This window comes from Pedobacter sp. MC2016-05, from assembly GCF_026239735.1.
Taxonomy (GTDB): domain Bacteria; phylum Bacteroidota; class Bacteroidia; order Sphingobacteriales; family Sphingobacteriaceae; genus Pedobacter.
On the sequence record NZ_JAPIVT010000001.1, the window covers coordinates 458,587 to 470,965 of the forward strand.

The 12,379-nt window shown below is 38.4% G+C and carries 15 protein-coding genes; all 15 read left to right on the forward strand.

Features of this window, described 5'->3' with window-relative positions; all coding sequences use genetic code 11:
• Nucleotides 1–16 precede the first annotated feature (16 nt).
• The 15 genes from OQZ33_RS01965 (at nucleotide 17) to nuoK (ending at nucleotide 12,376) form a co-directional block, all read left to right on the forward strand.
• Nucleotides 17–838 carry an energy transducer TonB gene (locus OQZ33_RS01965; RefSeq protein WP_265797357.1) on the forward strand — a complete coding sequence of 274 codons (822 nt, stop codon included), beginning with the start codon at nucleotides 17–19 and terminating at the stop codon, nucleotides 836–838.
• Nucleotides 839–845: 7 nt separating this feature from the next.
• A complete protein-coding gene (locus OQZ33_RS01970) occupies nucleotides 846–1,073 on the forward strand; it encodes a hypothetical protein (protein ID WP_265797358.1) in 228 nt (75 codons plus the stop codon).
• 5 nt (nucleotides 1,074–1,078) lie between these two features.
• Entirely contained in the window at nucleotides 1,079–1,981 is a 903-nt protein-coding gene (locus tag OQZ33_RS01975) for a PstS family phosphate ABC transporter substrate-binding protein (protein WP_265797359.1), read from the forward strand.
• A 115-nt stretch (nucleotides 1,982–2,096) separates the two neighbouring features.
• Nucleotides 2,097–3,818 carry a tetratricopeptide repeat protein gene (locus OQZ33_RS01980; protein ID WP_265797360.1) on the forward strand — a complete coding sequence of 574 codons (1,722 nt, stop codon included), beginning with the start codon at nucleotides 2,097–2,099 and terminating at the stop codon, nucleotides 3,816–3,818.
• 82 nt (nucleotides 3,819–3,900) lie between these two features.
• Nucleotides 3,901–4,272 (forward strand): NADH-quinone oxidoreductase subunit A, encoded by a 372-nt coding sequence (locus OQZ33_RS01985; protein ID WP_265797361.1) that lies wholly within the window; start codon nucleotides 3,901–3,903, stop codon nucleotides 4,270–4,272.
• A gap of 223 nt (nucleotides 4,273–4,495) precedes the next feature.
• The gene (locus OQZ33_RS01990; protein WP_039472971.1) at nucleotides 4,496–5,038 is read left to right on the forward strand and encodes an NADH-quinone oxidoreductase subunit B; all 543 of its coding nucleotides are present in this window, start codon (nucleotides 4,496–4,498) and stop codon (nucleotides 5,036–5,038) included.
• The gene (locus OQZ33_RS01995) at nucleotides 5,038–5,538 is read left to right on the forward strand and encodes an NADH-quinone oxidoreductase subunit C (protein WP_265797362.1); all 501 of its coding nucleotides are present in this window, start codon (nucleotides 5,038–5,040) and stop codon (nucleotides 5,536–5,538) included. The genes OQZ33_RS01990 and OQZ33_RS01995 overlap by 1 nt, the downstream gene beginning before the upstream one ends.
• Nucleotides 5,539–5,543: 5 nt before the next feature.
• Nucleotides 5,544–6,758: an NADH-quinone oxidoreductase subunit D gene (locus OQZ33_RS02000; RefSeq protein WP_265797363.1), complete on the forward strand. Its 1,215-nt coding sequence runs from the start codon at nucleotides 5,544–5,546 to the stop codon at nucleotides 6,756–6,758.
• Nucleotides 6,751–7,263, forward strand: a complete 513-nt coding sequence (gene nuoE / locus OQZ33_RS02005) for a complex I 24 kDa subunit family protein (protein ID WP_265797364.1) — start codon at nucleotides 6,751–6,753, stop codon at nucleotides 7,261–7,263. Before OQZ33_RS02000 ends, nuoE begins: the two co-directional genes overlap by 8 nt.
• A gap of 81 nt (nucleotides 7,264–7,344) precedes the next feature.
• Nucleotides 7,345–8,712 carry an NADH-quinone oxidoreductase subunit NuoF gene (nuoF, locus tag OQZ33_RS02010; protein ID WP_265797365.1) on the forward strand — a complete coding sequence of 456 codons (1,368 nt, stop codon included), beginning with the start codon at nucleotides 7,345–7,347 and terminating at the stop codon, nucleotides 8,710–8,712.
• Nucleotides 8,713–8,879: 167 nt separating this feature from the next.
• Complete coding sequence (locus OQZ33_RS02015) at nucleotides 8,880–9,890, forward strand: 2Fe-2S iron-sulfur cluster-binding protein (protein ID WP_265797366.1); 1,011 nt, start codon at nucleotides 8,880–8,882, stop codon at nucleotides 9,888–9,890.
• The gene (gene nuoH / locus OQZ33_RS02020; protein WP_265797367.1) at nucleotides 9,890–10,927 is read left to right on the forward strand and encodes an NADH-quinone oxidoreductase subunit NuoH; all 1,038 of its coding nucleotides are present in this window, start codon (nucleotides 9,890–9,892) and stop codon (nucleotides 10,925–10,927) included. The genes OQZ33_RS02015 and nuoH overlap by 1 nt, the downstream gene beginning before the upstream one ends.
• 2 nt (nucleotides 10,928–10,929) lie before the next feature.
• Nucleotides 10,930–11,433: a NuoI/complex I 23 kDa subunit family protein gene (locus OQZ33_RS02025; RefSeq protein ID WP_010601899.1), complete on the forward strand. Its 504-nt coding sequence runs from the start codon at nucleotides 10,930–10,932 to the stop codon at nucleotides 11,431–11,433.
• A 110-nt stretch (nucleotides 11,434–11,543) separates the two neighbouring features.
• Nucleotides 11,544–12,047 carry an NADH-quinone oxidoreductase subunit J gene (locus OQZ33_RS02030; protein ID WP_056850777.1) on the forward strand — a complete coding sequence of 168 codons (504 nt, stop codon included), beginning with the start codon at nucleotides 11,544–11,546 and terminating at the stop codon, nucleotides 12,045–12,047.
• Entirely contained in the window at nucleotides 12,047–12,376 is a 330-nt protein-coding gene (nuoK, locus tag OQZ33_RS02035; protein WP_010601897.1) for an NADH-quinone oxidoreductase subunit NuoK, read from the forward strand. Before OQZ33_RS02030 ends, nuoK begins: the two co-directional genes overlap by 1 nt.
• Nucleotides 12,377–12,379 lie beyond the last annotated feature (3 nt).

Consider the following 12,379-nt stretch of genomic DNA (forward strand, 5'->3'; position numbering starts at 1 on the left):
TGTTAAATCAGTAACCATGTCAAAGTTAGATATTTTAAGAAGTCAGTGGATTGAAGTGGTTTTTGAAGGTAAAAACAAAAACTACGGCGCTTACCAGTTGCGTAAAACCAACGGGTCCAATACCACTAGGGCATTGATTATTGGTTCAATAGTATTTCTTGCATTCTTCTTCGCTCCTAAAATCTATGGCCTTATCAAAGGTTCAATAGATACCGAAGAGAAAGTTGAAAAAGCAAAAGAGGTAATTATTGCTCCACCGCCCCCAGTAAACCCAGAAACACCACCACCGCCACCGGTAGAGCCACCGCCACCAAAAGTGGATCAGGTAAAAATGCCACCTCCAATCGTAAAGCCAGATGAGCAGGTACGTGATGAGGAACCACCAACGGTTGAGAAATTAAAAGAAGCTGATCCAGGTCAGCGTGATATCAAAGGTGATCCAACTGCTGATATCGTGATTGCCGAACCAGTAGGTGAGGGTCCAAAAAGAGAAGCTGCTGTTGCTGTTGATGATAACAAAGTTTATGACTTCGTTAGTATCGAGAAACAACCAGAATTCCCGGGAGGTATTTCTAAGTTTTACGGTTATTTAAGTAAAGCTATTAAGTACCCACCAATGGCGCAGGAAAACAACGTTCAGGGTAAAGTATTTTTATCTTTCGTTGTGGAAAAGGATGGTAAGTTAACTGATATTACAGTTACCCGTGGTTTGGGTAGCGGTACTGATGAAGAAGCTATCCGCGTACTAAAGGCAAGTCCACGTTGGAACCCAGGTATTCAAAATGGTAAGCCTGTAAGGGTAAAATACAACATCAACGTTAACTTTACATTGAACTAATTAGTAAATGTTAAATTTTGATATTTTTAAGCAAAAATCGCCTAAACAGCGGTTTTTGCTCATTTTAGGCCTAGTCACCTTCGTGCTTTATGTAGTGATGGGTCTAGCGTTTATCTTATGGGAGCCCCTGGCCATCAGGTTTAATTTAATTCCAGCCTGGGGAAGAATAGCCATTGGTATCTTTTTAATCTTTTATGCTTTCATCAGGCTTTTAAGTTTGGGGAGACGAGAATAAGACACATGAAAAACATTCTTTATCTATTTATTGTACTGGGTTTACTTTCTTGTAAGAGAAAAGATAAACCCGCCGAAGTGAAGGAAACACGTACAAGCGGTACATTAAGAATTCTGGTAGACGAAAGTATAAGCCCGATTATAAAGGAGCAGATCAATATTTTTAATTTGGATTATCCAGATGCAAAATTTAAGCTAACCGTAAAACCAGAGGAGAAAATAATCCCTGCATTTCTAAACGATAGTGTTCGGGTAATTGTGATGCCGAGGTTACTCACTAAAGCGGAAGAAAAATACTATACACAGCGAGGAATAAGAATTAATTCTACAAGATTTGCAGTTGACGGAATAGCATTAATTACAAATAAAGACAATATTGATAGCACAATTACCGTTAAAGAAGTTGTTGATATTTTACAAGGTAAGGGTTCTGGAAAAAAATTGGTCTTTGATAACGCTTATTCAAGTACCTTTCAATACCTTAAGCAATTGGCTAATATAAGTCAGTTTCCAGCTCAAGGTGTTTACTCAAAAGATTCTAGCGCTGAGGTGATTAAACTTATTGCAGAAGACAAGACTTTTATCGGTATTTTAGGCGTTGATTGGGTTTCCGATAAGAATACACAATTATCAGAATATCTATCCAAAGTAAAAATGCTAGGCGTTAAAAACCTTAAAGGTAAGCCAGGTGACGATAAGTTTTATCAACCCACTCAGGATAATCTTATTAATGGTGTTTATCCATTCTTAAGAAATGTGAACATAATAGATTGCGAGGGAAGAGATGGTTTAGGCACAGGATTTGCAACATGGTTAAGAAGTCAGAGAGGTCAATTGATTGTACTTAAATCAGGACTAGGTCCGCACAAGTTAATGCCAAGACAAATTAATTTGACAAACGGAAAATAAACTAATAAATTGAACCACGAAGTTGTAAAAACACTTCATTTAACTAAAATGGAATATCCGATGTATAAGACGTTTAACAAGCTTATATATCACTATTAAAAAACAATAAAGAACTATGAAAATTTCAAAGAAAGCAATAACCTTAAATCTAGGTTTGGTGTTGATGGGTTCTGCAGTTTTTGCTCAAAATTTAAATGACGCGAAAAAAGCCATTGACGCTGAACAGTACCAAAAAGCATCATCTATGTTAAAATCATTGGTGAGCTCGCAAGCATCAAACGGTGAAAATTATTATAATCTCGGTTTGGTTTACTTGAAAACTGGTTACATAGATTCGGCTCGTGCGGTATTTACCAAGGGTGTTACAGCAGATCCAAAAAATAATTTAAACTTAATTGGTTTGGGCGAAGCAGATATGTTGTCAAACAATCCGTCTTCTGCAAAAACTAATTTTGATAAAGCCGTTGCCTTAGATCCAAAAGATTACAAAACTTATCTGTATATCGGTAAAGCGTATTTAGCTCAAGATAAACCGAGTGATGACGTATCTAAACCTGATTATACTAACGCATTGGCTAATATTAACAAAGCCGATGAATTGGATTCGAAAGATAAAGATGCTGAGATCTTTTTAGCGCAAGGTGATGCGTATGCATTGCAGAAAAAGAATTCAGAAGCATTAGGTCCATACTTCCGTGTAAATGATATAGATCCGACCAACCGTAGAGCAAAAACTCAGATTGGTAAAATGTATAAAGAATCGAGAGCATTTCCAGAAGGTGAAAAAGAATTACAAGATGTAATCGCGGCTGATCCAAATTATGGTCCTGCCTACCGTGAACTAGGCGAGCTTTACTTACAGTGGAGTAGCTTTGGTACCGATCAGGAAAAAGCAAAAAAAGGAATTGAGAACTATAAAAAATACATGGATTTAACCGATAAATCTTTGGAATCTCAATTGCGTTACGCTCAGTTCTTGTTTTATGCTAAAGATTATCCTACTTTAGAACAAGTAGCGTCATCTATTCAGGCGCCTGCAGGAAGTGCAAAGGCAGCTGTTGTTGATAGAATGAAAGGTTGGGCGGCTTATGAAAATAAGAACTATCCTGCAGCCTTAACTAGCATGACTTCTTTCTTTGCAAAGGAAAAAGACACAACCAAAATTTTAGCCAACGATTACCTTTACCTAGGTAAAGCACAGCTACAAGCTGGACAAGATAGTTTAGCTTTAAACAATATTATCAAGGCAACAAGAGTAGATTCTGCTAACGCTGATGCCCTGTCGGAAGCTGCTGCTGCATTATATAAAGCAAAAAAATATGCTAAATCGGCTGACGTTTACGAATTAGCTGCTAAATATAATCCAAATGGAAAAGGGTCTCTTTATAACTATTTATATATCGGTATAAACAGGTTCTTAGAATCCTATTATTTGAAAAAAGATAAAAAGCCACTGAATATTGAAGGTTTAGTTAGAGCTGATACGGCTTTAGGTCAACTATCTAAAGCTTCACCTGATTTTGCTTTAGCATATTTTTACAGAGCTAGGATCAATGACTATATCGATCAAACCAAAAATGGCGAAGCGACAAAAGGTTTGATGATTCCTTATTATGAAAAATATGTTACGTTAGTTAAGCCAGAAGAACAAGCTTCGGCGAAAAACAACTTAATTGAATCATACAGATTATTAGGTGCATGGTATGCTGATAAAGACAAACCAAAGGCAATTGATTATCTTAATAAGTGCTTAGCATTGGATCCTGCAGATACATACGCAAGTGCGAAATTAAAGGAGTTAAGTGGAGCTGCGGCACCAAAAGGAAAAGGTAAGTAATTAACAAGTTAGATAATTTAGAAAAGGCAGAGTTTGGTTACTCTGCCTTTTTCTTTTACTTTTGCATCAGAAAATAATGATTATGCAAGCGCAAAGTACCTCAATAGATTTTTTACCGATAATATTTCAGGTAATCGTAGCCCTGGGTTTCGTTGTTACCACTCTAGTGGCTACACACTTTTTAGGACCAAAACGTAAAACACTCGATAAATTAGAAACATTTGAAGCAGGTGTAAAATCTGTTGGTAATGCTCGTCAGCCGTTTTCAATTAAATATTTTGTGGTGGCAATATTATTTGTGCTTTTTGATATTGAAGTTATCTTTATGTATCCTTGGGCAGTAAATTTTAGAGCATTAAAAATGGATGGCATGATTGAGATGTTCATCTTTATGGGAACCTTATTGTTGGGTTTCATCTATGTGATCAAAAAGAAAGTATTAGATTGGAACTAAAAGGCTAAAAGGTATTGTTGACAAGTAGCATAGTTGTCGGTTTAAAGGGGTTTAAAATGAAAATTACCAGCTGCAAACTGGATGTGTATCATGCACACTAACTAATAGGAGTTTTAGCTATTTAGAAAGGTTCTAAATCGAGTTAAGCTAGTTTAATTGCCTTTAAAATATTGTAAATTTGTTGCTCATTCTGCAAAGGGATGAGCATTTTTTGTTTATAAACATGAGTGAAATTAATATAGTTGATGCGCCTCCAGGAACCGAGGGACCTGGATACTTTGCCACTTCGTTAGATAAAGTGATAGGTTTGGCTCGTTCAAATTCATTATGGCCTCTACCGTTCGCTACTTCTTGTTGCGGAATTGAGTTTATGGCAACCATGGGTTCTCACTACGATTTAGGTCGTTTCGGTGCAGAACGTTTGAGTTTTTCTCCTCGTCAAGCCGATGTTTTAATGGTCATGGGGACTATCGCTAAAAAGATGGCGCCGGTGTTAAAGCAAGTTTATATCCAAATGGCGGAGCCGCGTTGGGTAATGGCAGTTGGAGCTTGTGCAAGTAGTGGAGGTATTTTCGATACTTATTCTGTTTTGCAAGGTATTGATGAAGTAATCCCTGTGGATGTTTACGTTCCGGGTTGCCCACCAAGACCAGAAGCTATTTTAGACGGTTTCCAACGCATTCAGGATTTAGTAAAAAATGAATCTGGCAGAAGAAGAAATTCTGATTATTACAAAGAACTTTTAGGTCAATACGGCATTAAGTAATGGAAGAAACGACGTTGAATAACACCATCCACGTTAAGCTAACTGAAAAGTTTGGTGAAAAAGTTACCGCCGTTTCTGAGCCTTATGGTTTATTAACCTTCGTAACCTACAAAGATGTAATCGTAAATGTACTTTCACATCTTAAAGAGGAGTTAAAATTTAATTTCCTTACTGATATTACAGCGGTTCATTATCCTGGTAAAGACCATGGTATTGCTGTTGTATATCATCTGCATAACATGGTAGAGAAAGTGCGGATTAGAATTAAAGTTTTCATTTCTGAGCAAAATCCTACCATACCAACGGCGACAACAATTTGGAAAGGTGCGAACTGGATGGAGAGAGAAACCTACGATTTCTTCGGGGTTAAGTTTGAAGGTCATCCCGATTTACGCCGTATTTTGAATATGGATGATTTAGGTGTGCATCCAATGTTGAAGCAATATCCATTGGAAGACCCGAACCGAGTTGATAAAAAAGATGAATTTTTTGGAAGGTAATTTATATGAATCATAACCATCCGGTATATACAGATAACGACCCGCAAAGTGAGCTGGTAACCTTAAACTTAGGTCCAACGCACCCTGCAACACATGGGGTTTTTCAAAATGTTTTGCAGTTAGACGGCGAGCGTATTGTAAGCGGCGTTTCTACAATTGGGTATATCCACCGTGCTTTCGAAAAGATTGCCGAGCATCGCCCTTTCTATCAAATTACACCATTAACCGACCGTTTAAATTATTGCTCATCGCCTATTAACAATATGGGTTGGCACATGACGGTTGAAAAGTTGTTAAATATCCAGATGCCTAAACGTGTAGATTATCTTCGCGTAATTGTGATGGAGCTTTCGCGTATTGCCGATCACATTATCTGTAACACGATTATCGGTCAGGATACTGGAGCAACAACTACTTTCCTTTACCTGTTCCAGTTCCGTGAGCATATTTACGAAATTTTTGAGGAAGTATGCGGCGCCCGCTTGACAACAAACATTGGCCGTATTGGTGGTTTTGAAAGAGATTTCAATGAAGTGGCCTTTGCGAAGATTAATAAATTTTTAAAAGAGTTTCCGGTTGCTTTGAAAGAGTTTGAAAATCTTTTAACCCGTAACCGGATTTTCATTGATAGAACAGCTGGTGTTGCGGAAGTAACTCAAGAGGCTGCTTTGGAGTATAGCTGGACTGGCCCACTTTTACGTGCAACGGGTATAGATTATGATGTTCGTGTAAGCGACCCATATTCTTCGTATCAGGACTTCGATTTTGAAGTTCCGGTTGGAACGAGTGGTGATATTTATGACAGATATTTGGTTCGTAACGAAGAAATGTGGCAAAGTTTGCGAATTATTGAACAAGCCATTGTGAAGTTGAAAACAGAGCCAAAAGGTATTTTTCATGCCGATGTTCCTGAATTTTATCTTCCTCCAAAACAAGAAGTTTATAACAATATGGAAGCATTAATTTATCACTTCAAAATTGTGATGGGAGAAATTGATGCACCAAAAGCAGAAGTTTATCATGCTGTAGAAGGTGGAAATGGTGAATTAGGTTTCTATTTAATTAATGATGGAGGTCGTACACCATATCGTTTACACTTCCGCAGGCCAAGTTTTATAAATTACCAGATGTTTGCACCAATGAGCGAAGGCATGTTATTGTCTGACGCCATTATCAACATGAGTAGTATGAATATTATTGCAGGAGAATTAGATGCTTAAAGTAGAAGAACAAACACCTGTAGTGTTCTCATCAGAATTGCTTGCCAAATTTGATGATGTTAAAAGTCGTTATCCTGTGGGTAAGGAAAAATCAGCTTTGCTGCCATTATTACATTTAGTACAAGCAGAATTTCTTTGGGTTCCTACATCTGCGATGGATCAAGTTGCTGAGTATTTAGATATTCAACCCATTGAAGTTTACGAGGTAGCAACTTTTTACACCATGTATTTCTTAAAACCTCAGGGAAAATATGCTTTAGAGGTTTGCCGTACTGGTCCTTGTTGCTTAGTTGGTGCAGAAAAAATATTAGACCACTTAGAAAATAAGTTAGGTGTTAAAGAAGGGGAAGTTACAGCAGATGGTTTATTCAGCTTTAGAGGAGTTGAATGTTTAGCCGCCTGTGGTTTTGGTCCGGTACTACAAATTAGCCCGGAATACACTTTCTACGAAAACTTAACTACTGAAAGTGTAGATAAACTGATTGAAGATTTGAAAAATAAATAAGATTTGAGAAACTAGATATGAGATATGAGAATTGGCAATTTGTCTAACATCTCAAGTCTCACATCTCACATCTAAAAAATAATGAGTCGCAAATTATTACTTGAGCATATAAACGTACCTGGCATCAATACACTTGAGGTCTATCGCCAAAAAGGCGGGTACCGTGCTGTGGAAAAAGCCCTTAAAACTTTAACCCCTGAAGAGATTGTTGAAGAAGTTAAGAAATCAGGCTTACGCGGTCGTGGTGGTGCGGGTTTCCCAACGGGAATGAAATGGAGCTTTTTGGCTAAACCAGAAGGTGTTGCCCGTTATTTGGTTTGCAACGCTGATGAGTCTGAGCCAGGAACTTTCAAAGACCGTTATTTAATGACCTATATTCCTCATGCTTTAATTGAGGGAATGATTGTATCTAGTTTTGCTTTGGGTGCAAAGGTTTCATACATCTACGTTCGTGGAGAAATGATGCCTCAAATCCGGATTTTGGAAAAGGCAATTGCAGAAGCAAAAGCTGCTGGATGGCTAGGTAAAAACATTTTAGGAACAGGTTACGATTTAGAATTATATGTTCAGCCGGGTGGTGGTGCTTACATTTGCGGTGAAGAAACTGCATTGTTAGAATCACTTGAAGGAAAAAGAGGTAATCCAAGAATTAAACCGCCATTCCCAGCTATTGCAGGTTTGTATGGTTGTCCAACGGTAGTAAATAACGTAGAGTCGATTGCAGCAGTTGTCCCTATCATAAATGATGGTGGTGATGAATATGCAAAAATAGGTATCGGTAGAAGTACAGGTACGAAATTGATATCAGCGTCTGGAAATTTAGTAAAACCTGGTGTTTATGAAATCGAGTTAGGCTTACCAGTTGAAGAATTTATTTATTCTGATGAATATTGTGGTGGTATTGCCAATGGCAAGAAGTTAAAAGCAACGGTTGCAGGTGGTTCATCCGTTCCGGTCTTACCTGCTAATTTAACTTTGAAGTTGGCTAATGGGGAACCTCGTTTAATGAGTTACGAATCATTATCAGAGGGCGGATTTGCTACAGGAACGATGATGGGTTCGGGCGGTTTTATCGCTTTCGATGAAGACCAATGTATTGTCCGCAATACCTGGAATTTCTCTCGTTTCTATCATCACGAAAGTTGCGGACAATGTTCGCCTTGCCGTGAAGGTACTGGATGGATGGAAAAAGTATTGCACAAAATTGAGCATGGCCATGGTTCAATGGATGATGTAGATTTACTTTGGGATATTCAACGTAAAATTGAAGGGAATACTATTTGTCCATTAGGGGATGCGGCAGCCTGGCCAGTGGCAAGTGCCATCCGCCATTTCAGAGACGAGTTTGAATGGCACATTAAAGAACCCGTGAAGAGTCAGCAGCAAAATTATGGTTTAGCAAGCTACGCTACGCCGATAGAAAAGGCTCCGGTAACGGAAGAAAAGTAGACATACCAGGGGGAGAGCAATTGGTTCTTAAATTAGCGCGAGATCCTAAGCCCTACGTCGTTGCGAGGAACGAAGCAATCCTAATGCAATGAGTATAAAATAAGAAAGATTGCTTCATGCCTCGCAATGACGGCATAAAAGCAAAAAAATAAAGATTATCATTAACCATGAGTGAAAAAGTTAAGGTTACGATAGACGGGATAACAGTAGAGGTTGATAACGGAACCACTATCCTGAATGCTGCAAGGCAAATTGGGGGTGATATTGTTCCGCCAGCAATGTGCTATTATTCCAAGTTAGAAGGCAGTGGTGGTAAATGCCGTACCTGTATTGTTAAGGTAACAAAAGGTTCAGAAAAAGACCCGCGGCCAATGCCTAAATTGGTTGCATCTTGCCGTACAACAGTAATGGATGGTATGGAAGTGCTGAATATTACTTCACCAGAAGTTTTAGAAGCACGTGCAGGTGTGGTCGAAATTTTATTGATTAACCATCCTTTAGATTGCCCGGTTTGCGATCAGGCTGGAGAATGTGATTTACAAAATTTAGGTTACGAGCACGGATTGCAGAAAACACGTTATGAATTTGAGCGTCGTACTTTCGAACGTATCGATATTGGCGATAAAATCCAGTTGCACATGAATCGTTGTATTCTGTGCTACCGTTGTGTTTTTACTGCTGATCAAATTACAAACAAACGTGTTCATGGGATTTTAAACCGTGGCGACCATTCTGAAATTTCAACTTATATTCAACAAGCAGTTGATAATGATTTCTCAGGAAACGTGATTGATGTTTGCCCTGTAGGTGCTTTAACCGATAAAACCTTCCGTTTTAAAAACCGTGTTTGGTTTACTAAACCGGTTGATGCGCATCGCGATTGCGACCATGAAAAGTGCAATGGTAAAGTAACACTTTGGTACAAGGGAGAAGACGTTTTACGTGTTACTGCCCGTAAAGACCAATTTGGCGAAGTAGAAGAGTTTATCTGTAATACTTGCCGTTTCGATAAAAAAGCAACATCAGATTGGGTTATTGAACAACCTACTCACATTGATGATACTTCGGTAATTGCATCAAACCATTACGAAACCTTGAAACCTTTGCATGTTATTCAGCCAAATCAGGCTTTGCAAGCAGCAAATGAAATTGAATTACATAAAACAGTTAAATACTAATGGATACAGGTTTTATCATTGAAAAATTTATTCTGGTTGCCGTAATTTTCGGTATCAGTTTGGTAATTGCCATGTATTCTACCTATGCAGAGCGTAAGGTGGCTGCTTATCTTCAAGATCGTTTAGGTCCGGATAGAGCTGGTCCTTTTGGTATTTTACAACCTTTAGCCGATGGTGTGAAGATGTTTATGAAGGAAGAAATTATTCCAACCACATCAAACAAATGGTTATTTATTGTTGGGCCGGGTTTGGCTTTACTCTGTGCCTGTATTGGTACAGCGGTGATTCCTTGGGGTAGCCCGATGGAAATTGGTGGCAAAATTGTTCCGCTTCAGGTTGCTGATATCAACGTAGGTGTTTTATACATTTTCGGCGTGGTTTCTTTGGGCGTTTATGGCGTAATGATTGGCGGCTGGGCATCAAACAACAAATATTCTCTGTTAAGTGCTATTCGTGCCGCGTCACAAAATATCAGTTACGAAATTGCAATGGGGCTATCTATCATCGCTTTGCTTTTGATGACAAACACTTTAAGTCTTAAAGAAATTGTTGATCAGCAACATGGCTGGCATTGGAATGTGTTATATCAACCACTGGGGTTTTTGATCTTCATGGTTTGTTCTTTTGCTGAAACCAACCGTGCGCCTTTCGATTTGCCTGAGTGCGAAACTGAGCTAATTGGTGGTTATCATACCGAATATTCATCGATGAAGTTAGGTTTTTACCTTTTTGCCGAGTACATCAACATGTTTGTTTCATCGGCAGTAATGGCAACTTTATATTTCGGTGGTTACAACTACCCGGGAATGGATTACATGGCAACATTGCTTGGACCTACCTGGGCCCCACTATTTGGGGTTGGGATCTTATTTGTGAAAATAGTTTTCTTCATCTTTTTCTTTATGTGGGTACGGTGGACAATCCCTCGTTTCCGTTACGATCAATTGATGAATTTAGGTTGGAAAGGTTTAATACCTTTAGCCATTGCCAACATTATAATAACTGGGGTTGTGATTGCGATTATAGAGAAGTTTTAATTATGGAATCATTAAGTAACAAGAAAAAAGTACTGGAACAGAAGCCTTTAAGCTTCATGGAGCGTATGTACCTGCCTGCAATTGCAAAGGGAATGGGCATAACCATCAGCCACTTATTCAAAAAAGAGGCCACAGTAAGATATCCGGAAGTAGAACGTGAATTTTCTGCCAACTTTAGGGGGATGCACTCCCTTAAGCGTGATGAAAATGGAAAAGAACGTTGTACAGCTTGCGGTTTATGTGCTTTGTCTTGCCCTGCGGAAGCAATTACCATGATTGCTGCAGAGCGCAAGCCAGAAGAAAAACACTTATACCGAGAGGAAAAATATGCAGCGACTTATGAAATTAACATGTTGCGTTGCATTTTCTGTGGGTTATGTGAAGAGGCTTGTCCGAAAGAGGCAATTTATTTAGACGGACCAATTGTACCAGCTGATTATTTACGTAAGGATTTTATTTACGGAAAAGATAAATTGGTTGAGGCTCCGTTAGAGATGAAAAAATAATAAGACCAGTCCGTCATTGCGAGGAACGAAGCAATCCTAAAGCAATGGCAATAAAAATGAGATTGCTTCGTGCCTCGTAATGACGAGGAGTACAAACAAATAACAAATTAATGAGTACACAAGTATTCTATTTCGTAGCCACATTAAGTATAATCTTTTCGCTGATGGTGATTTTTGCAAAAAATCCAATTCATAGCGTTTTATACTTAATCCTTACCTTTTTTACCTTCACGGTACATTATGTACTGTTGAACGCACAATTTTTGGCAGTTGTAAACTTCATCGTTTACATGGGGGCCATCATGGTATTATTCTTATTTGTACTGATGCTCCTCAACCTGAACAAGGAAACCGAGCCTGTGAAATCACCATTGATTAAAATTGTAGGTGTAATTGCAGGATGTTGCCTTGTGGTAACCTTGGTTGGGTCTTTTAAAGCAGCAACAATTAACAGTCCCTTAATTTTAAAAAATCAAGGATTAGGTTTGGTAGAGAATTTGGGAAAAGAGCTTTTCGGTCCATTCTTGTTGCCATTTGAATTATCATCTCTGTTACTATTGGCAGCAATGGTTGGAGCAGTTTTATTATCTAAAAGAGATGAGGTAGAGGCATAATGGAAAATTTAACTACACAAATGGCAGGCGTTCCACTAAATCACTACATCTATTTATGTGCAATTATTTTCACAATTGGTGTAATTGGCGTATTAACCCGTAGAAACGCAATCGTAATTTTCATGTCCGTTGAGTTGATGTTAAATGCAGTTAACCTGCTTTTAACAGCTTTCTCTGTACATAGCAATGACCCCTCAGGACAGGTTTTCGTATTCTTTATTATGGCGCTTGCCGCGGCAGAAGTTGCAGTTGGTTTAGCAATTATCGTAATGGTTTACAGAAATACAAAATCGATAGATATTAATGTTTTAAATCGCCTTAAGTGGTAAATA

What these genes read in the sequence shown, in the direction of transcription:
- OQZ33_RS01965 (WP_265797357.1), top strand. Translation starts at nt 17, where the DNA reads ATGTCAAAGTTAGATATTTTAAGAAGTCAGTGGATTGAAGTGGTTTTT.
- OQZ33_RS01970 (WP_265797358.1), top strand. Translation starts at nt 846, where the DNA reads ATGTTAAATTTTGATATTTTTAAGCAAAAATCGCCTAAACAGCGGTTT.
- OQZ33_RS01975 (WP_265797359.1), top strand. Translation starts at nt 1,079, where the DNA reads ATGAAAAACATTCTTTATCTATTTATTGTACTGGGTTTACTTTCTTGT.
- OQZ33_RS01980 (WP_265797360.1), top strand. Translation starts at nt 2,097, where the DNA reads ATGAAAATTTCAAAGAAAGCAATAACCTTAAATCTAGGTTTGGTGTTG.
- OQZ33_RS01985 (WP_265797361.1), top strand. Translation starts at nt 3,901, where the DNA reads ATGCAAGCGCAAAGTACCTCAATAGATTTTTTACCGATAATATTTCAG.
- OQZ33_RS01990 (WP_039472971.1), top strand. Translation starts at nt 4,496, where the DNA reads ATGAGTGAAATTAATATAGTTGATGCGCCTCCAGGAACCGAGGGACCT.
- OQZ33_RS01995 (WP_265797362.1), top strand. Translation starts at nt 5,038, where the DNA reads ATGGAAGAAACGACGTTGAATAACACCATCCACGTTAAGCTAACTGAA.
- OQZ33_RS02000 (WP_265797363.1), top strand. Translation starts at nt 5,544, where the DNA reads ATGAATCATAACCATCCGGTATATACAGATAACGACCCGCAAAGTGAG.
- nuoE (WP_265797364.1), top strand. Translation starts at nt 6,751, where the DNA reads ATGCTTAAAGTAGAAGAACAAACACCTGTAGTGTTCTCATCAGAATTG.
- nuoF (WP_265797365.1), top strand. Translation starts at nt 7,345, where the DNA reads ATGAGTCGCAAATTATTACTTGAGCATATAAACGTACCTGGCATCAAT.
- OQZ33_RS02015 (WP_265797366.1), top strand. Translation starts at nt 8,880, where the DNA reads ATGAGTGAAAAAGTTAAGGTTACGATAGACGGGATAACAGTAGAGGTT.
- nuoH (WP_265797367.1), top strand. Translation starts at nt 9,890, where the DNA reads ATGGATACAGGTTTTATCATTGAAAAATTTATTCTGGTTGCCGTAATT.
- OQZ33_RS02025 (WP_010601899.1), top strand. Translation starts at nt 10,930, where the DNA reads ATGGAATCATTAAGTAACAAGAAAAAAGTACTGGAACAGAAGCCTTTA.
- OQZ33_RS02030 (WP_056850777.1), top strand. Translation starts at nt 11,544, where the DNA reads ATGAGTACACAAGTATTCTATTTCGTAGCCACATTAAGTATAATCTTT.
- nuoK (WP_010601897.1), top strand. Translation starts at nt 12,047, where the DNA reads ATGGAAAATTTAACTACACAAATGGCAGGCGTTCCACTAAATCACTAC.